Annotated in this window: 18 protein-coding genes; 11 read left to right on the plus strand and 7 right to left on the minus strand. The window is 67.7% G+C overall.

Annotated elements, in window-relative coordinates; all coding sequences use genetic code 11:
* Window positions 1-1,038, minus strand: coding sequence for a polyprenyl synthetase family protein (locus tag ABNX41_RS02815; protein ID WP_438668191.1), 1,038 nt, complete (start codon window positions 1,036-1,038; stop codon window positions 1-3).
* Window positions 1,039-1,110: 72 nt separating this feature from the next.
* Between ABNX41_RS02815 and ABNX41_RS02820 the strand changes: the two genes are divergently transcribed.
* The 3 genes from ABNX41_RS02820 to ABNX41_RS02830 all read left to right on the plus strand — a co-directional run bounded on the left by ABNX41_RS02820 (window position 1,111) and on the right by ABNX41_RS02830 (window position 2,389).
* A complete protein-coding gene (locus tag ABNX41_RS02820) occupies window positions 1,111-1,326 on the plus strand; it encodes a putative signal transducing protein (protein ID WP_438668192.1) in 216 nt (71 codons plus the stop codon).
* Window positions 1,323-2,105, plus strand: coding sequence for a tRNA1(Val) (adenine(37)-N6)-methyltransferase (locus ABNX41_RS02825; protein WP_438668193.1), 783 nt, complete (start codon window positions 1,323-1,325; stop codon window positions 2,103-2,105). Before ABNX41_RS02820 ends, ABNX41_RS02825 begins: the two co-directional genes overlap by 4 nt.
* Before the next feature lie 113 nt (window positions 2,106-2,218).
* Window positions 2,219-2,389, plus strand: a complete 171-nt coding sequence (locus tag ABNX41_RS02830; protein WP_438668194.1) for a YdcH family protein — start codon at window positions 2,219-2,221, stop codon at window positions 2,387-2,389.
* On the opposite strand, the gene yddG is transcribed toward ABNX41_RS02830, so the two are convergent.
* Complete coding sequence (gene yddG, locus ABNX41_RS02835) at window positions 2,386-3,237, minus strand: aromatic amino acid exporter YddG (protein WP_438668195.1); 852 nt, start codon at window positions 3,235-3,237, stop codon at window positions 2,386-2,388. The two genes, ABNX41_RS02830 and yddG, sit on opposite strands and share 4 nt — an antisense overlap.
* A 37-nt stretch (window positions 3,238-3,274) precedes the next feature.
* Window positions 3,275-4,870: an alpha-glucosidase gene (locus tag ABNX41_RS02840; protein ID WP_438668196.1), complete on the minus strand. Its 1,596-nt coding sequence runs from the start codon at window positions 4,868-4,870 to the stop codon at window positions 3,275-3,277.
* Window positions 4,871-5,074: 204 nt separating this feature from the next.
* Between ABNX41_RS02840 and ABNX41_RS02845 the strand changes: the two genes are divergently transcribed.
* From ABNX41_RS02845 to ABNX41_RS02870, 6 genes are all read left to right on the plus strand, one after another.
* Window positions 5,075-6,331: an MFS transporter gene (locus ABNX41_RS02845; RefSeq protein ID WP_438668197.1), complete on the plus strand. Its 1,257-nt coding sequence runs from the start codon at window positions 5,075-5,077 to the stop codon at window positions 6,329-6,331.
* A 155-nt stretch (window positions 6,332-6,486) separates the two neighbouring features.
* On the plus strand, window positions 6,487-7,335 hold the full coding sequence (locus tag ABNX41_RS02850) for a DMT family transporter (RefSeq protein ID WP_438668198.1): 849 nt from the start codon (window positions 6,487-6,489) through the stop codon (window positions 7,333-7,335).
* Between the two features lie 144 nt (window positions 7,336-7,479).
* On the plus strand, window positions 7,480-9,012 hold the full coding sequence (gene gpmI / locus ABNX41_RS02855) for a 2,3-bisphosphoglycerate-independent phosphoglycerate mutase (RefSeq protein WP_438668199.1): 1,533 nt from the start codon (window positions 7,480-7,482) through the stop codon (window positions 9,010-9,012).
* Entirely contained in the window at window positions 9,012-10,127 is a 1,116-nt protein-coding gene (locus ABNX41_RS02860; RefSeq protein WP_438668247.1) for a murein hydrolase activator EnvC family protein, read from the plus strand. Before gpmI ends, ABNX41_RS02860 begins: the two co-directional genes overlap by 1 nt.
* A 6-nt stretch (window positions 10,128-10,133) precedes the next feature.
* Window positions 10,134-11,471 (plus strand): S41 family peptidase, encoded by a 1,338-nt coding sequence (locus ABNX41_RS02865; RefSeq protein WP_438668200.1) that lies wholly within the window; start codon window positions 10,134-10,136, stop codon window positions 11,469-11,471.
* A gap of 5 nt (window positions 11,472-11,476) precedes the next feature.
* On the plus strand, window positions 11,477-11,980 hold the full coding sequence (locus ABNX41_RS02870) for an RNA pyrophosphohydrolase (protein WP_438668201.1): 504 nt from the start codon (window positions 11,477-11,479) through the stop codon (window positions 11,978-11,980).
* A gap of 97 nt (window positions 11,981-12,077) precedes the next feature.
* On the opposite strand, the gene ABNX41_RS02875 is transcribed toward ABNX41_RS02870, so the two are convergent.
* The 4 genes from ABNX41_RS02875 to ABNX41_RS02890 all read right to left on the minus strand — a co-directional run bounded on the left by ABNX41_RS02875 (window position 12,078) and on the right by ABNX41_RS02890 (window position 14,501).
* On the minus strand, window positions 12,078-12,260 hold the full coding sequence (locus ABNX41_RS02875) for a Trm112 family protein (RefSeq protein WP_438668202.1): 183 nt from the start codon (window positions 12,258-12,260) through the stop codon (window positions 12,078-12,080).
* Window positions 12,257-12,922 carry an LON peptidase substrate-binding domain-containing protein gene (locus ABNX41_RS02880; RefSeq protein ID WP_438668203.1) on the minus strand — a complete coding sequence of 222 codons (666 nt, stop codon included), beginning with the start codon at window positions 12,920-12,922 and terminating at the stop codon, window positions 12,257-12,259. The genes ABNX41_RS02875 and ABNX41_RS02880 overlap by 4 nt, the downstream gene beginning before the upstream one ends.
* 12 nt (window positions 12,923-12,934) lie before the next feature.
* Complete coding sequence (gene trxA / locus ABNX41_RS02885) at window positions 12,935-13,840, minus strand: thioredoxin (RefSeq protein ID WP_438668204.1); 906 nt, start codon at window positions 13,838-13,840, stop codon at window positions 12,935-12,937.
* Window positions 13,841-13,916: 76 nt separating this feature from the next.
* A complete protein-coding gene (locus ABNX41_RS02890) occupies window positions 13,917-14,501 on the minus strand; it encodes a DNA-3-methyladenine glycosylase I (RefSeq protein ID WP_438668205.1) in 585 nt (194 codons plus the stop codon).
* Window positions 14,502-14,699: 198 nt separating this feature from the next.
* Here ABNX41_RS02890 and ABNX41_RS02895 point away from each other — a divergent pair, with 198 nt between their 5' ends.
* Both ABNX41_RS02895 and ABNX41_RS02900 read left to right on the plus strand, forming a co-directional pair.
* The gene (locus tag ABNX41_RS02895; RefSeq protein WP_438668206.1) at window positions 14,700-15,509 is read left to right on the plus strand and encodes an EAL domain-containing protein; all 810 of its coding nucleotides are present in this window, start codon (window positions 14,700-14,702) and stop codon (window positions 15,507-15,509) included.
* Between the two features lie 207 nt (window positions 15,510-15,716).
* Window positions 15,717-16,892, plus strand: a complete 1,176-nt coding sequence (locus tag ABNX41_RS02900; RefSeq protein ID WP_438668207.1) for an acetyl-CoA C-acetyltransferase — start codon at window positions 15,717-15,719, stop codon at window positions 16,890-16,892.
* Window positions 16,893-16,967: the final 75 nt, after the last annotated feature.

A 16,967-nucleotide genomic window follows, 5' to 3' on the forward strand; every position in this document is an offset into this window, starting at 1 on the left:
TCAGGCGATGCGGGCCACGACGTAATCGGCCAGATCCGCGAGCGTCGCGCGCAGGGGATGGTCGGGCAGATCCGCCAGCGCCGCTTTCGCGGCCCCCGCCCAGCCAAGCGCATCGGCCCGCGCGGCCTCAAGCGCGCCATGGCGGGCCATGATCGCCAGCGCCTGTTCCAGATCGCCGGGGGCCTGGTCGCCCTTCTCGATCACGCGGGCCCAGAAGGCCCGCTCCTCCGCATCGGCCTTCGCGATGGCCTTGATCAGCGGCAGCGTCAGCTTGCGCTCGCGGAAGTCGTCGCCCACGTTCTTTCCGATCACCGCCGAGGCGCCGCCGTAATCCAGCAGGTCGTCGGCGATCTGGAACGCGATCCCAAGCGCGTCGCCATAGGTGAACAGCGCGCGCACCCGATCCTCGTCCGCGCCGGCGATGACCGCGCCGGATTCGGTCGCGGCCGAGAAGAGCGCCGCCGTCTTGCCGCGCACCACCTTCAGATAGGTCTCTTCCGTGGTGGCCAGATCCTGGGCGGCGGTCAGTTGCAGCACCTCGCCCTCGGCGATGGTGGCCGAGGCATTGGCCAGGATGTCGAGGACGCGCAGGTTCCCCGGCTCGACCATCAACTGGAAGGCGCGGGCCAGAAGATAGTCGCCGACCAGAACGCTGGACTTGTTGTCCCACAGCAGGTTGGCGGTGGGGCGGCCCCGGCGCTGGCGGCTTTCGTCGACCACGTCGTCATGCAGCAGGGTGGCGGTGTGGATGAATTCGACGGTCGCGGCCAGCTTGAGGTGATCCTGGCGCGCGCCCTCGTCGGCATCCTCTTGCGGATAGCCGCACAGATGCGCGGCGGCAAGGACCAGCATCGGGCGGATGCGCTTGCCGCCGGCCTCGATCAGATGGGCGGTGACCTCGGGGATGCGGGGGGCATGTTCGCTGGACATGCGGCTGCGGATGATGCCGTTCACCGCCGCCATGTCCCGGGCGAAATATTCCGCAAGGCGGTCCTGAGGGTTCTGGTTCACGTTCTTTGCTGCGCCGTCCATCTTCATACCCAGGGCTCCGCTGATGCCCGGCTATCGCGGCTCTTGCCGCCGGGGGCAGGGGCAGTTACGTCATTTGCGATGAAAGAGCTTCTGCGCACGACCGACCCGACGGTGATCGCCTTCGCGACAGCCCTTCTCGATGGCGAGGGCATAACAGCCTTCGCCATGGACGTCCACATGAGCGTACTGGACGGTTCACTGGGCTTTTTGCCGCAAAGGCTGATGGTGGCGGATCGCGACCTGTTCATGGCGCGCGCGATCCTGCGCGACAATGGCGTGGACCTGCCGGGGTGAGCGCGGTCTTCCCCGATGCGGTCTTCCCCGACGAGGATCTCTCCGACGACCTGTTCCTGCGCGGGCGGCTGCGCCTGCTTCAGCCGCTGAAGGGCTATCGGGCGGCGACCGATGCGGTGCTGCTGGCGGCGGCCTGTCCCGCCCGCGCGGGACAGTCGGTGCTGGATCTGGGCTGCGGCGCGGGCGCGGCCTCGCTCTGCCTGGGCGTGCGGGTGCCGGGGCTGGAACAGGCCGGGCTGGAGCTTCAGCCGCAATATGTCGATCTCGCGCGGCGCAACGCCGCCCGCAACCGCATCGGGCTTGAGGTGCACCAGGGCGATCTGGCGCGGATGCCTGTGGCGCTGCGGCGCGATTTCGACCATGTGATCGCCAATCCGCCCTGGTATCCGCCGGGTGGCACGCCCTCGCCCGTGGCGGCGCGCGCGACCGCGATGCAGGTGGAGCGTCCGGTCGGCGAATGGGTCGCGGCGGCGGCGCGGCGGCTGGTGCCGGGGGGGTGGCTGACCCTGATCGCCGGGGCCGACAGCCTGCCCGGCCTGCTTTCGGCGCTGGCGCCCCGGATGGGTTCGGGCATCGTGTTGCCCCTGGCCGCGCGCGAGGGGCGCGAGGCCCTGCGCATCATCCTGCGCGCAAGGAAGGGCGGGCGGGCCGCGTTCCGGCTTCTGGCGCCCCTGGTGATCCACAAGGGCGACGCCCATGACGGCGACCGCGAAAGCTATACGCCCGAGGTCAATGCAATCTTGCGCGAGGGCGCGGGCCTTGAGGCAAGATTGGGCTGATCGAAGAAGATTTGCGGCTGATTTCCACCGCCTGCGACAGGAAGACAGGTGACACGACTCGGCTTCCGTGCTGGACTGTCCATACGGTTGTCACAAAGCAAGGAGGAACGGAGATGACGATGGCTTCGCATATTGCGGAACTTCGGAAGAAGCACGAAAACCTCTCGGACAAGGTCGAGCGGGCGCAGCGCAGCCCCGCGACCGATGCCATTCAGATCGCCGAATGGAAGAAGCAGAAGCTCAAGCTCAAGGAAGAGATCACCCGGCTGAGCCAGGCGCATTAACCGCGCCTGCCCGCCGCCAGTCCGGCGCCGCCCGCGATCAGAAGAGCGGCCAGCAGAAGGGCCCAGGATGGCGGCGTGATCCCGGCCAGAACCAGCGCCAGCGTTGAAAGCAGCGGCGCGGCATAGGAGGCGACACCCAGAAGCTGGATGTCGCCTTTCTTCATGCCGATGTCCCAGGTGAAGAAGGCCGCCCCCACCGGGCCCAGACCCAGGAGCAGCACCGCCCCCCAGCCCGCGACGCCCTGGGGCCAGAGCGTCTCTTCCAGTGCCAGATGCGCCAGCGCCGACAGAAGCGCGGTGGCCAGGCAGTAGAGGGTGACGCTTTCGGTCGGCACCTCGCCCAGCCTGCGCGACAGCACGGAATAGCCCGCCCAGGTCAGCGCGCATAGAAAGGCCAGCGCCAGGCCCGCCGCATTGGCGGAACCCTCGCCGCCGCGCCCCATGACCAGCAGCGCCGCGCCGAGAAAGGCCAGAAGCGCCCCGGTCACATGCCGCGCGCCAAGGCGCTCGCCGGGCAGAAGGCCCGAGAACAGCACGATGAACAGCGGCCAGAGATAGGCGATCAGCCCGGTCTCGGCCGAGGGCGACAGGCGAAAGGCGGTGAAGTAGAGAAAGTGGTAGCCGAACAGCCCCGCCGTGCCGAAGGCATAGACCTTCCACGAGATGCCGCGCAGCACGCCCAGGCCCTTGCGCAGGGTCCAGACCAGCCCGATCGCCCCGCCGATCGCGAAACAGATCGCATTCAGCAAAAGCGGCGGCACCGGGGCAGAGCCGATGGTCAGAAGCGCCAGAAGCGCCCACATCAGCACGGCGGTAAAGCCGATGGCGGTGGCCCGGTTGCGCGTCATGGTGGGGATCCTGTCTGTCTTTCCGGCCCGCCCCTTCTCATTCCGGCGCGACCAGGGCAAGGAAGATCACCGCATTCGGGCCCAGCACCAGCCGCCCGTCCCCGAATGCCGCATTCTGCACCGGGCCCTGCGGCGACAGCGGCGCCTCGAAGCCGAGCGCGACCTCTTCGGCCGAGAGGTTGAAGAGGCACAGCAGACCCGCCTCGCCCTCGCCGCGCTGAAAGCCCAGGATCGGCGCGGGCATGTCGAGGAACCGGGTCCTGCCCCCGCGCAGGGCCGAGACGCGGCGGAAGGCCAGCATCCGGCGGTAGAATTCCAGCACCGATCCCGCCTTGCCCGACTGGCTGGCGACATTGCGGGCAAGCTGCGGTGCCTTGACCGGAAGCCAGGGGTGCCCGCTGGTGAAGCCGCCATGGGCAGAGCCGTCCCAGACCATCGGCGTGCGGGTGTTGTCGCGCCCGACCGGGGCGGGCCAGAAGGCGATGCCCTGGGGGTCGGTCAGCTCCTCCAGCCCCAGTTCGGTATCGGTCTGGCCAAGCTCTTCGCCCTGCCAGAGGCAGATCGAGCCCTCGAAGGACAAGAGCAGCGCGGCGGCCTGTTTCGCAAGACTGTCCTGGTCGACCCCGGCCTTTTGCCAGCGGGTGACCTGGCGCGGCACGTCGTGATTGGCGAAGGCCCACATCGGCCAGCCCCCGGGCGCGCCGGTGAAGAAGGCCTCGATCCGGCTGCGGAAGTAATCCGGCGTGTATTCGGTGCCGAACATCTCGAAACTGTAGCACTGGTGCAGATGGCCGGGCGACGAATATTCGCCCATCAGCCGGATGGCGTGGTGGTTGTCGCCGACCTCGCCCACGCTGGTCGCGCCGTATTCGTCCAGAAGCGCGCGGATCCGCGCCAGCCAGGCCAGGTTCTCGGGCCGGTTCTTGTCGAAAAGGTGGTATTGCATGCCGTAGGGGCTGGGCTCGGGCTTGTCCTTCTCGACGAAATCTGGCGGGTTCCGGCGCAGCAGCCTGTCGTGGAAATAGTAGTTCACCGTGTCGAAGCGGAAGCCGTCGACGCCGCGCTCCAGCCAGAACCGCAGGACCGAGAGCGCCCAGTCCTGCACTTCGGGGTTGTGGTAGTTGAAATCGGGCTGGCTGCTCAGGAAATTGTGCATGTAGAACTGCCGCCGCCGCCCGTCCCAGGTCCAGGCCGGGCCGCCGAAGACCGAAAGCCAGTTGGTGGGCGGCGTGCCGTCATGGTTCGGATCGGCCCAGACATACCAGTCGGATTTCGGGCCCGAGCGGCTTTCGCGGCTTTCGGCGAAGAAGGGGTGGCGGTCCGAGGAATGCGACAGCACCTGGTCGATGATGATCTTCAGCCCCAGCCCATGCGCGCGCGCCACCAGGGCGTCGAAATCCGCCAGCGTGCCGAAGACGGGATCGACATCGGTATAGTCGGACACGTCGTAGCCCATGTCCTTCATCGGGCTTTTGAAGAAGGGCGAAAGCCAGACCGCATCCACCCCCAGATCCGCCAGATAGGGCAGGCGCGCGGTGATCCCCGGCAAATCGCCGATCCCGTCGCCGTCCGAATCCTGAAAACTGCGCGGATAGACCTGATAGGTCACCGCGCCTTTCCACCAGTCCTGCATCCCGCCCACCTTCCGATCCCCTTTTGCGCCGAGTGTTCCAAGCCCGCGCGACGGTTGCAAGACACGCCGACCGGGCCGCTTCACAAATCCTGCTGGGCGGCATCACAAAACAGCATTTGACGATCCGCGCCGCGCGTCGCAACTTGCCGCGCCGGTGGCGGTCGGACGCGCGCCCTTCCGGCCGGACAATGAGGAGCCCCACGCATGACCCAGGCCGCGAATGCCGCCCCCCGCGCGGGCCTTTTCACCCCGGTCCTGATCGCCGGCTCGGCCGTTCTGATGATCGGCTTCGCGGTGCGCGCCAGCTTCGGCGTCTTCCAGATCCCCATCGCCGAGGAGTTCGGCTGGGCCCGGGCCGAGTTCAGCCTGGCCATCGCGATCCAGAACCTGTTCTGGGGCATCGGCCAGCCGATATTCGGCGCCGTGGCCGAGAAGTTCGGCGACCGCAAGGCCATCGTCGCGGGGGTGTTTCTCTATGCGCTCGGGCTGGTCCTGACCGCGCTGGCCTGGACGCCGTGGCAGATGCAATGGCTTGAGGTGCTGGTGGGCTTCGGCATCGCGGGGACCGGATTCGGCGTGATCCTGGCCATCGTCGGCCGGGCTGCCGCGCCCGAGCATCGTTCGATGGCGCTTGGGATCGGCACGGCGGCGGGATCGGCGGGCCAGGTCTTCGGCGCGCCGACGGCCGAGTTCCTGCTGCAATATTATAGCTGGCAATGGGTCTTTGTGATCTTCGCCGCCGTGGTCCTGCTGACGCTGTTCGCGCTGCCCTTCATCCGCTCGCCCCATGTCGCCTCGCGCGCCGAGCTTGAGGAAAGCCTGGGTCAGGTGCTGGGGCGGGCCTTCCGCGATCCGTCCTATATCATGATCTTCCTGGGCTTTTTCTCCTGCGGCTATCAGCTTGCCTTCATCACCGCGCATTTCCCGGCCTTCGTGACCGAGCTTTGCGGCCCCATCGCGCCGGGGGGAATGCTGTCGATGATAGGGATCACCACCACTTCGGCGCTTGGCGCGGTGTCGATCGCGGTGATCGGGGTCTTCAACATCATCGGCACGGTGACGGCGGGCTGGCTGGGGCACAGATATACCCGCAAATACCTGCTGGCCTGGATCTATCTGGGCAGGACCATCGCGGCGGCGGTCTTCATCCTGATGCCGATCACGCCCGGCTCGGTTCTGGTGTTCTCGGCGGTGATGGGGGCCTTGTGGCTGGCCACAGTGCCGCTGACCTCGGGCCTTGTCGCCCATATCTACGGGCTGCGCTACATGGGCACGCTTTACGGCTTTGTCTTCCTGTCGCACCAGTTGGGCGGTTTCCTGGGCGTCTGGCTGGGCGGCAGGATGTATGACATCAACGGCGACTACACGCTGGTCTGGTGGATCGGGGTCGGGGTGGGCGCCTTCTCGGCGCTGATCCACCTGCCGGTGCGCGAGCGTCCGATGCTGCCGCGGGCGGCCTGAGTTCCGGGCCCGAGTCCGGAGCCTGGAGGCCTTGCATTTCCTGCATGGCGGAATCCCCTTTCGCCGCGCGAAGTCCCCTGTCGCCACGTCTGCCGCCGTGCTAACCGGCGCCCATCATGTCGAGCCCTCAGAACACCCGCCTTGGAATCTGGTTGATGATCGCCACCAGCGCCGTCTTTGCGGTGCAGGACGGGTTGTCGCTGCATCTGGGGCGCGAGGCCAATATCTACATGGTCGTCATGGTGCGGTTCTGGTTCTTCGCCGCCTTTGCGATCCTGATGGCGGCGCGGGCGCCGGGCGGATTACGGGCGGCGGCGAAAAGCGCCCATCCCTGGCTTCAGATCCTGCGCGGCGCGCTGCTGATCGCCGAGATCTGCGTCATGGTCGCGGCCTTCGTGAAGCTTGGCCTGATCGAGACCCATGCCGTCTTCATCTCCTACCCGTTGCTGATCGCCGCGCTGTCGGGCCCCATCCTGGGCGAGAAGGTGGGCTGGCGGCGCTGGCTTGCGATCTTCGTCGGCTTCGTCGGCATCATGATCATCCTGCAACCCGGCAGCGGCGTGTTCTCGATCTGGGCGCTCCTGCCCTTTGCGGCGGCGCTGATGTTCGCGGTCTACGGCCTTTTGACGCGCTATGTGGCGCGCGACGACGGGCCCGGGGTCAGCTTTTTCTGGACCGGGGTCGCGGGGGCGGTGGCGATCACGCCGCTTGGGCTGATGCATTGGCAAAACATGTCGGGCGGCGACTGGATGCTGCTGCTGACGCTGTGCTGCACCGCGATCATCGGCCACGGGCTGCTGATCAAGGCCTATGACGTGGCCGAGGCCTCGGCCATACAGCCCTTCGCCTATTTCCAGATGCCTTTCGTCTCGCTTCTGGGGTTCGTGCTGTTCTCCGAGGTGCTGCGGCTGAACGTGCTGATCGGCAGCGCCATCGTGATGGCGGCGGGGCTTTTCACGCTCTGGCGCCAGCGGGTGCGGGAAAAGCGCGCGGGTCGGGGCTGACCCCGTTGCCCGGCGGCGGCGGCGGGCATAAGTTCGGCCCGAGGCTGCGCCGCCTCAAGCCGCGCGCGGCCCATAAACCGCGCCCCTAAACCGCGCTCGACCAGGCCGCAAGGCACGCCGCGCGGCCCGCAATGGAGAAGACCGATGTCCGACGCCACCCGCATCCCGAAGCCGGTTGTCCTTTGCATCCTGGACGGCTGGGGGATCGGGCCCGATCCCGCGACCTCGGCCCCGGCGCAGGCGCATGTGCCGACCTTCGACCGCCTGATGCGCGACTGCCCGAATGCGACGCTGGTGACCTTCGGCCCCGATGTGGGACTGCCCACCGGCCAGATGGGAAATTCCGAGGTCGGCCACACCAATATCGGCGCGGGCCGGATCGTCGCCATGGACCTGGGCCAGATCGACCTTGCCATCGAGACCGGGAATTTCGCCGCCAACCCCGCCCTGCGCGCCTTCATCGCCGCGCTTGAGGGCTCGGGCGGGACCGCGCATCTGGCGGGGCTGGCCTCGCCCGGCGGGGTCCATGCCCATCAGGCCCATCTGCTTGAGGCCGCCCGCGTGATCGCGGCCGAGGGCGTGCCGGTGGTGATCCATGCCTTCACCGATGGCCGCGATGTCGCCCCCGCCTCGGCGGCCGCGCAAGTGGCTGCGCTTGAGGCCGCGCTGCCGCCCGGTGTCCGCATCGCCACCGTCACCGGGCGCTATTTCGCCATGGACCGCGACAATCGCTGGGAGCGTGTCGAACAGGCCTTCCGCGCCGTTGTCCGGGCGCAGGGCCAGGCGCGGGCCGACAGCGCCGCCCAGGCCATCGCCGCCGCCTATGCGGGCGGGGTGACGGACGAATTCATCCCCGCGACCGTGATCGGCGATTACGCGGGGATGAAGGACGGCGACGGGCTTTTCCTCGTCAACTTCCGCGCCGACCGCGCGCGCGAGATCCTGTCGGCCATCGCCGATCCGGCCTTCGACGCCTTCGATCCCGGCCCGCGCCCGCATCTGGCCGCCCGGCTTGGCATGGTGGATTATTCCCAGGCCCACAACGCCTTCATGACCACGATGTTTCCCAAGCAGGACATCGTGAACACCCTTGGCGAATGGGTGGCGAAACAGGGCCGGACCCAGTTCCGGCTGGCCGAGACCGAGAAATACCCCCATGTCACCTTCTTCCTGAACGGCGGGCGCGAGGCGCCTTTCGCGGGCGAGGATCGCTTCATGCCCAAGTCGCCCAAGGTGGCGACCTATGACCTCCAGCCCGAGATGTCGGCGCCCGAGGTGACCGATCAATTCGTCGCGGCGATCGAAAAGAGCTATGACCTGATCGTGGTGAACTACGCCAATCCCGACATGGTCGGCCATACCGGCAGCCTGCCCGCCGCCGTCAAGGCGGTCGAGGCGGTGGATGCGGGCCTGACCCGCGTCGTCGCCGCGCTTGAACGGGCGGGCGGTGCGATGGTGGTCATCGCCGACCATGGCAATTGCGAGGTGATGACCGATCCGGTCACCGGCCAGCCCCATACCGCCCATACCGTGAACCCGGTTCCGGTGATCCTTTTCGGCGGGCCGGAGGGCGTGGCCCTGCGCTCGGGTCGGCTGGCCGACGTGGCGCCCACGCTTCTGGCGCTGATGGGTCTGCCGCAGCCTGCGGAAATGACGGGCGAGAGCCTGATTTCATGATCCTGCGCGCCGCCCTGCTTGCCCTGGGCCTGCTGGCCGCCGCCCCCGCCGGGGCCGAGACCGCGGTGGCGGAACAGGCGGCCCGCGCCTCCGAGGACCTGCGCGCGGCGGTGGCGGCGCTGGAAGAGGCGACGAGCGGCCGCGACCGGGTGGCGGCGCTGACCCGCACCATCCGCGCCTATGAGGAGGGGCTCGCGGCCCTGCGCGAGGCCCTGCGCCAGGCTGAATTGCGCGAGGCCACGCTGAAACGCCGTTTCGACGCCAAGCGCGAGCGTGTCGGCCAGCTTCTGTCGGTCCTGGCGCGGATGGAGCAATCCCCGGGCCCGCTTCTGCTCTTGCATCCCTCGGGGCCGCTTGGCACCGCGCGTTCGGGGATGATGCTGGCCGAGGTGACCCCGGCGCTTCAGGCCGAGGCGGATGTTCTGCGTGTCGAATTGCGCGAACTGGCCGATCTGCGCGCGCTTCAGGTGGCGGCGGGACGCACCCTGACCGAGGGGCTCGCGACCGCGCAGGCCGCGCGCACCGCGCTGTCGAAGGCGATCTCGGAACGCACCGACCTGCCGCGCCGCATGACCGAGGATCCCGAGGTGTTGCGGGATCTTCTGGAAAGCGCCGATACGCTGGACGCCTTCGCCGCGGGGCTTGCGCTGACCTCGGGCGAGGGCGGCGGCGCGCTGCGCTCTTTCGCGACCAGCATGGGCGTCCTGCCCCTGCCGGTGCTGGGGCGGCTGATCCGGGGCCCGGACGAGGCCGATGCGGCGGGCGTGCGTCGGCCGGGCATGACGCTGGCGACCCGGGCGGGCGCGCTGGTCACCGCACCCTGGCCCTCGACCATCCGATACCTCGGTCCGCTGCTCGACTACGGAAATGTGATCATCATCGAGCCCGGGGACGGTTATCTTCTCGTTCTGGCGGGGCTGGAAACGCTTTACGGTGAGATGGGCGAAGTGGTCGCGGCGGGCGCCGCGCTCGGCCTGATGGGCGGGACCGAGGCCCTTCTTGCGACCGGGGCTGGCACATCCGACACGGAAACGCTTTACTTGGAACTCAGACTGGGCGCGGCGCCGGTGGACCCCACGGCATGGTTTGCCCTTACCGCTTCGACAGGAGACTGACAGGACATGAAGAAACTGGCCCTTGCGACCACCGGAGGCGTGATTGCCGGTATCGTTCTGACCGCGCAGGTCGGCCCGCTGATCGCCGAAGTGGCAAAGCGCGATACCTCGGTCTACGAGCAACTCGACCTGTTCGGCGACATTTTCGAGCGCGTGCGCGGCCAGTATGTCGAGCCGGTCGAGACCGACGCCCTGGTCAAGGCCGCCATCAACGGCATGCTGACCTCGCTCGACCCGCATTCCTCCTATCTCTCGGCCAAGGATTTCGAGGATATGCGGGTCCAGACCAAGGGCGAATTCGGCGGGCTGGGGATCGAGGTCACCCAGGAAGAGGGCTTCGTCAAGGTCATCTCGCCGATGGACGACACCCCCGCCGACAAGGCCGGGATCCAGGCGGGCGACTACATCACCCATGTGAACGGCGAATCGATTCTGGGCCTGACGCTGGATCAGGCGGTTGAGCTGATGCGCGGCCCGATCGGGTCCGAGATCATCATCACCGTGGTCCGCCAGGGCGTGGACCAGCCGTTCGACGTCTCGATCATCCGCGACACGATCAAGCTTCAGGCGGTGCGCGGCCGGGTCGTCGGCAAGGCGGCGGTGCTGCGCATCACCACCTTCAACGACCAGACCACGACCGGAGTCGTCGATGCGCTGCAGAAGATGGTCGAGGAACTGGGCGGGATGGAGAATGTCGAAGGCGTGGTGATCGACCTGCGCAACAATCCCGGGGGCCTGTTGAACGAGGCGATCACCGTCTCGGACGCCTTCCTGAACTCGGGCGAGATCGTCTCGACCCGCGGCCGCGCGCCCGAGGATGGCGAGCGTTACAACGCCACCCCCGGCGATCTGGCCGAGGGAAAGCCCATCGTGATCCTGATCAACGGCGGCTCGGCCTCGGCCTCGGAAATCGTGGCGGGCGCGTTGCAGGACCATCGCCGCGCCATCATCGTCGGCACCAAGAGCTTCGGAAAGGGGTCGGTCCAGTCGCTGATCCCGCTCAAGGGCGACGGCGCGATGCGGTTGACCACGGCGCGCTACTACACGCCCTCGGGCCGATCGATCCAGGCGCTTGGCGTCTCGCCCGACATCGTGGTGCAGCAGCCGGTGCGGCCGCCGAACCCGGCCGAGGCGGAAGAGCCCGCCTCGGCGGTGGGGCCGCGCAGCGAGGCCGACCTGCGCGGCGCGATCAGCAACGATTCCATGACCGAGGACGAGCGTCGCCTCTATCAGGAAGAGCAACTGGCGGCCGAGGAAACCGCCAAGCTGCGCGACGAGGATTACCAGCTTGCCTATGCGGTGGATATCCTCAAGGGCCTGTCCACCCTCGGCCCGTCGGAGTGAGCGGCATGGGCGGGTCCGAACAGCGCAGGGCCGAGGACCTGCCCTACCGCCCCTGTGTGGGGGTGGTGCTGTTGAACCGCGAAGGGCTGATCTTCGCGGGCCAACGCATCGACAACGGCGGCGCCGCAAGCCCGGCCTGGCAGATGCCCCAGGGCGGCATCGACAGCGGCGAAAAGCCCAGACAGGCCGCGTTGCGCGAATTGTGGGAAGAGACCGGCGTCACCGCCGATCTGGTCGAGAAGATCGCCAAGACCGAAGACTGGCTGAGCTATGACCTGCCGCCCGAGCTTCTGGGCAAGGTCTGGGGCGGCAAATATCGCGGCCAGCGGCAGAAATGGTTCCTGTTCCGCTATCTGGGCCGCGACGACCAGATCAGGATCGAGACCGAGCACCCCGAATTCTCGCATTGGCGCTGGATCGGCGCCGAGGAGATGCTGGCCTCGATCGTGCCCTTCAAGCGTGCGGTCTATGAGGCGGTGATCCAGAGCTTCCGCCCGCATCTGGCGTAAGCGGGACGCCGCCGCAGGGGCGCGGGGAGGGGGCGCGATCCCCGGACGGGGGCGTCCGCCGGAGGAAGCGGTCCGTCCGCCCCGGGGCGAAGCGGCCTCAGTCCAGCGGGCGGGCCTCGGAAACCAGCATCACCGGGATGCCGTCGCGAATCGGAAAGGCCAGCCGCGCCGCCTTTGAGACCAGTTCCCGCCGTTCGGCATCATAGCTCAGCACATCCTGGGTCAGCGGGCAGACCAGCGCCTCGATCATGCGGCGGTCGTGAAGCGGTTTTTCCGTCATTGCATCAATCCGGTATCGAGGCCGCCGCGCATCGCATATTCGATCAATGCGACCAGCGTTTCGCGGCGGGTGGACAGGCCCGGGGCCTCAAGCAGCGCCTGCTTGTCCTCGGGCGGGAAGGGGCAGAGGAGCGAGAGCGCGTTGACCATCCGCTCTTCGCCCGAGGCGGTCAGCGATTCGAGGTTGATCACCATCCCCACGCTGTCGAGATAGCGCGCGATCAGCGCGGTGAAGGTGGGCAGGTCGAAATCGGGATCGGGCGCGGGTGGCTCCAGATCGTGGTGGAACGAGGTCCAGTCCACCTCGGCCCGGCGATAGGGGGTGAAGCCCGCCATTTCGTCGCGCAGCCGGAAGCGGGCGATCCCGGTCAGGAAGATCGTCATCCGCCCGTCTTCCATCTCGTGAAAGCGGGTGATCCGTCCCGCGCAGCCGATCGAGGAAAGCCGCGCATCCTGCGGCTGCGGATCGGCCAGCCCGGTGCCTATGGGGCGGATCATGCCGATCATGCGATGGGGCGCGCGCAGCACATCCTCGACCATGGCCAGATAGCGCGGCTCGAAGATGTTCAGCGGCAGGTGCACCCGGGGCAAGAGCAGCGCGCCGGGCAGCGGAAACAGCGCCAGCACCCCCGGCAGGTCGGCAGGGCCGGGATGAAAGGCCACCCGCCCGGCCCCCTAGAGGAAGATCATCGACGAAAGGCGGCGGCGGCCTTTCAGCACGATGGGATCCTGGGGTTTCAGCGCGTCGAAAATGGTGAAGAGCTGCGCCTTCGCCGCGCCATCGTTCCATTCGCGGTCGCGACGGAACAGTTCCAGCAATTGCTCCACCGCCTCTTCGGGCTTGTCGGCGGCGTTCAGCGCCACGGCCAGGTCGAACCGGGCCTGGTGGTTGTCGGGATCGGCCTCGACGGCTGCGCGAAGCTCGGCCTCGGGGCCCGCATTCTCGGCCTGACGGGCAAGTTCGAGCTGCGCGAGCGCGGCCTCGATCTCTTTCGATCCGGCGATCTCGGCGGGGGCGGCTTTCAGGAAGGCCCCGGCCTGGTCGAGATTCCCGGCCGCGACATGGCAGCGCGCCAGCCCGGCATAGGCGGCGGCATTGCCGGGCTCTTCGCCCAGGATGGCGGCGAAGGTCTCGGTCGCATCGGCGAGCGCGCCCTGCTCCAGCATCTCCTCGGCGGCGGCGAGCGCCTCGCCCAGGCCGCCGTCACCGGCCAGCGCGGCGAGTTTGTCGACGAATTTCTTGATCTCCGAGCCGGGAAGCGCGCCCTGGAAACCGTCCACCGGCTGGCCCTGCCAGAAGGCATAGACGGTGGGGATCGACTGGATCCGCATCTGGCCCGCGATCATCTGGTTCTGGTCGACGTCGATCTTGACCATGCGGACCTTGCCCCTGGCCTCGCGCACGGCGGCCTCCAGCGCCGGGCCGAGGGTCTTGCACGGTCCGCACCATGTGGCCCAGAAATCGACGATCACCGGGACCGTCTGCGAGGCCTCGATGACATCGGCCATGAAGCCCGCCTCGTTGCCGTCCTTGATCAGATCGTCCGCGACCGGCGCGGTGACATCGCCCAGACCAAACATGTTTTCCTCGCTCTTTCGGCTCTGGCGTCTATATGCGCGCTCGGATGCCGCTCGCCAAGGGGCAAGGCGGCGCTTGTCACGCCATGGCGGCGCATTCGGCGTGCTGGGGGCAGGTGGTCAGGTGGTCGTTCACCATGCCCGTGGCCTGCATGAAGGCTTGGCAGATGGTGGGGCCGCAGAACTTGAACCCCTCGGCCTTGAGCGCCTTCGACATGGCGCGGCTTTCCGCGGTCTCGGTCGGCACTGGATCGCCGGGGCGCAGCCGGTTCTGGATCGGTCGGCCGCCCACGAAGGACCACAGGAAGGGCGAAAAGCCCTCGCGCGCCTCGATCGCGAGATAGGCGCGGGCCGAGGCGATCGTGCCCTCGATCTTGCCGCGATGGCGGACGATGCCGGGATCGGCCAGCAGGCGGGCGACCTCGGCCTCGCCCCAGGTGGCGATGACGGCGGGATGGAACCCGTCGAAGGCGGCGCGGAAACCCTCGCGCTTGCGCAGGATGGTGATCCAGGAGAGGCCGGCCTGAAAACCGTCCAGGATCAGCTTTTCCCACAGCGCGCGGGGGTCGCGCTCGGGCCGACCCCAGTCGCTGTCGTGATAGGCGACATAAAGCGGGTCTGAGCCGCACCAGGCACAGCGTTGGATCGGGGCGGGATCGGTCATCTTGGGCCGGAATTATCCATATGATTTGAAACAAACGCAGAACGTCAATATCGGGTTTACCGCCTTTGAGCCATCCTGTCACCCGATTCAGCAGCGGGCGGAGCCATGGTTTTTCAGACGGGACTGCGGGCGGGACTGCGGACGGGGCGGGGCACAGGACCGGGCACAGGGCCGGGGCGGTCCAGGGCGGGGGCCGAAATGGACGAGGATACGCCGCTGTCGGTCGCGATGACATCGGGGCGGCATGCGACCATTGCCATGGTGCGCCGCGCATTGCGCGAACGCCAGATGCTGCTGGCGTTTCAGCCCGCGGTCTATGCCGCCGACCCCTCGATCATCGGCTTCTACGAGGGTTATATCCGGCTTCTGAACCCCGAGGGGCTGGTGATCCCCGCGCGCGATTTCATGGCGGTGGCGGAAACGCAGGAATTGGGGCGCGAGATCGACCTGGCTGCGCTGCAACTGGCGCTGACCACCTTGCAGCGCAATCCCGGCATCCGCATCGCCATCAACATGTCGGCGCGTTCGGTGGGCTACCAGCCCTGGGTCGATGCGCTGCGCGCTGCGCTGCGCCACCGGCCGGGCATCGGTGCCGGGCTGATCCTTGAGATCAACGAGGATTCGACGATGCAGATGCCGGATGTGCTGCGCCCCTTCATGGACGAGTTCCGCCGCGCCGGGATCGCCTTCACCCTGGATGATTTCGGCGCGGGCGAGACATCGCTTGAACTTCTGAACGAATTCGGCTTCGACATCGCCAAGATCGACGGGAAATTCATTCGCGACTGCCATATGGATGCGCATAACCAGCCGGTGATCCGCGCCGCCATCGCGCTGGCCCGCGCCTTCGAGATGTTTCCCGTGGCCGAGGCGGTCGAGACCTCGGAAGAGGCCAACTGGCTGCGCGACAATGGCGTCGGCTGCCTTCAGGGCTATCTTTTCGGCCGCCCCGAGGTGAAGCCCGATTTCAGCCAGTATCGCAAGGACCGCGCCCCCGCGCCGGGCTGACGCGCCGCCATCAGGCTTTCCGATCCTGGCCTTCGCCTCTATGGCCGGGAAGCCTGCGGGCCGGGGGGGCATGGGCCCCGGCTCAAGCCCCCCCGAAGTCCCCAGGTTGCGGGAACTTGCGAATTCCTTGCGATTCTATCCCTCATCTTTTACGCCGGTAAATGGGCGCACTCCGGCTTCCAGGCGCTGACAAGGGAGAGAGAACACATGACCAATGTCGTAATCGTTTCGGCGGCGCGCACCGCCGTCGGCAGCTTCAACGGCGCCTTCGCCAATACCCCCGCGCATGAACTGGGCGCTTCGGTGATCGAGGCGGTGGTGGCGCGCGCGGGCATCGAAAAGGCCGAGGTCGAGGAGACGATCCTGGGCCAGGTGCTGACCGCAGGCCAGGGCCAGAACCCCGCCCGCCAGGCCCATATCCTGGCCGGCCTGCCGCAGGAAAGCTCGGCCTGGTCGATCAACCAGGTCTGCGGCTCGGGCCTGCGGACGGTCGCGCTTGGCGCCCAGCATGTCCAGCTTGGCGATGCGAGGATCGTGGTCGCGGGCGGGCAGGAAAGCATGAGCCTCTCGCCCCATGTCGCCCATCTGCGCGCGGGCCAGAAGATGGGCGATCTGAAGATGATCGATTCCATGATCAAGGACGGGTTGTGGGATGCGTTCAACGGCTATCACATGGGCCAGACCGCCGAGAATGTCGCCAACCAGTGGCAGATCTCGCGCGAGGAGCAGGACGAATTCGCCCTGGCCAGCCAATTGAAGGCCGAGGCGGCGCAGAAGGCGGGCAGGTTCAAGGATGAGATCGCGCCCTTCACCGTCAAGACCCGCAAGGGCGAGACCGTGGTCGACGCCGACGAATATATCCGCCACGGCGCCACGATCGAGGCGATGCAGAAGCTCAGGCCCGCTTTCGCCAAGGAGGGCTCGGTCACCGCGGCCAATGCCTCGGGCATCAACGACGGCGCCGCCGCCGTGCTTCTGATGAGCGACAAGGAGGCCGAAAGGCGCGGCCTGACCCCGCTGGCGCGCATCGCCTCTTACGCCACGGCGGGGCTCGATCCCGCGATCATGGGCGTCGGCCCGATCCATGCCAGCCGCAAGGCGCTGGAAAAGGCGGGCTGGAAGCCGGGCGATCTGGATCTGGTCGAGGCGAACGAGGCTTTCGCCGCCCAGGCCTGCGCCGTGAACAAGGATATGGGCTGGGACCCGGCACGGGTGAACGTGAACGGCGGCGCCATCGCCATCGGCCATCCGATCGGCGCCTCGGGCGCGCGGATCCTCAACACGCTGCTTTTCGAACTGGCCCGCTCGGGCGGCAAGAAGGGCCTTGCGACGCTGTGCATCGGCGGCGGCATGGGGGTTGCGCTGGCGGTCGAGCGGCTCTGACCCGCGGAACGGTCGCGCGGCCCTGCGGCCCGTTCCCGCATCGGATCGCGCATTTCGCACATGCAGCATTATCGC

The organism is Pseudogemmobacter sonorensis (genome assembly GCF_042762395.1).
GTDB classification, from domain to species: Bacteria; Pseudomonadota; Alphaproteobacteria; order Rhodobacterales; family Rhodobacteraceae; genus Pseudogemmobacter; species Pseudogemmobacter sonorensis.

What these genes read in the sequence shown, in the direction of transcription:
- ABNX41_RS02815 (WP_438668191.1), bottom strand. Translation starts at nt 1,038, where the DNA reads ATGAAGATGGACGGCGCAGCAAAGAACGTGAACCAGAACCCTCAGGAC.
- ABNX41_RS02820 (WP_438668192.1), top strand. Translation starts at nt 1,111, where the DNA reads ATGAAAGAGCTTCTGCGCACGACCGACCCGACGGTGATCGCCTTCGCG.
- ABNX41_RS02830 (WP_438668194.1), top strand. Translation starts at nt 2,219, where the DNA reads ATGACGATGGCTTCGCATATTGCGGAACTTCGGAAGAAGCACGAAAAC.
- yddG (WP_438668195.1), bottom strand. Translation starts at nt 3,237, where the DNA reads ATGACGCGCAACCGGGCCACCGCCATCGGCTTTACCGCCGTGCTGATG.
- ABNX41_RS02840 (WP_438668196.1), bottom strand. Translation starts at nt 4,870, where the DNA reads ATGCAGGACTGGTGGAAAGGCGCGGTGACCTATCAGGTCTATCCGCGC.
- ABNX41_RS02845 (WP_438668197.1), top strand. Translation starts at nt 5,075, where the DNA reads ATGACCCAGGCCGCGAATGCCGCCCCCCGCGCGGGCCTTTTCACCCCG.
- ABNX41_RS02850 (WP_438668198.1), top strand. Translation starts at nt 6,487, where the DNA reads ATGATCGCCACCAGCGCCGTCTTTGCGGTGCAGGACGGGTTGTCGCTG.
- gpmI (WP_438668199.1), top strand. Translation starts at nt 7,480, where the DNA reads ATGTCCGACGCCACCCGCATCCCGAAGCCGGTTGTCCTTTGCATCCTG.
- ABNX41_RS02865 (WP_438668200.1), top strand. Translation starts at nt 10,134, where the DNA reads ATGAAGAAACTGGCCCTTGCGACCACCGGAGGCGTGATTGCCGGTATC.
- ABNX41_RS02870 (WP_438668201.1), top strand. Translation starts at nt 11,477, where the DNA reads ATGGGCGGGTCCGAACAGCGCAGGGCCGAGGACCTGCCCTACCGCCCC.
- ABNX41_RS02875 (WP_438668202.1), bottom strand. Translation starts at nt 12,260, where the DNA reads ATGACGGAAAAACCGCTTCACGACCGCCGCATGATCGAGGCGCTGGTC.
- trxA (WP_438668204.1), bottom strand. Translation starts at nt 13,840, where the DNA reads ATGTTTGGTCTGGGCGATGTCACCGCGCCGGTCGCGGACGATCTGATC.
- ABNX41_RS02890 (WP_438668205.1), bottom strand. Translation starts at nt 14,501, where the DNA reads ATGACCGATCCCGCCCCGATCCAACGCTGTGCCTGGTGCGGCTCAGAC.
- ABNX41_RS02895 (WP_438668206.1), top strand. Translation starts at nt 14,700, where the DNA reads ATGGACGAGGATACGCCGCTGTCGGTCGCGATGACATCGGGGCGGCAT.
- ABNX41_RS02900 (WP_438668207.1), top strand. Translation starts at nt 15,717, where the DNA reads ATGACCAATGTCGTAATCGTTTCGGCGGCGCGCACCGCCGTCGGCAGC.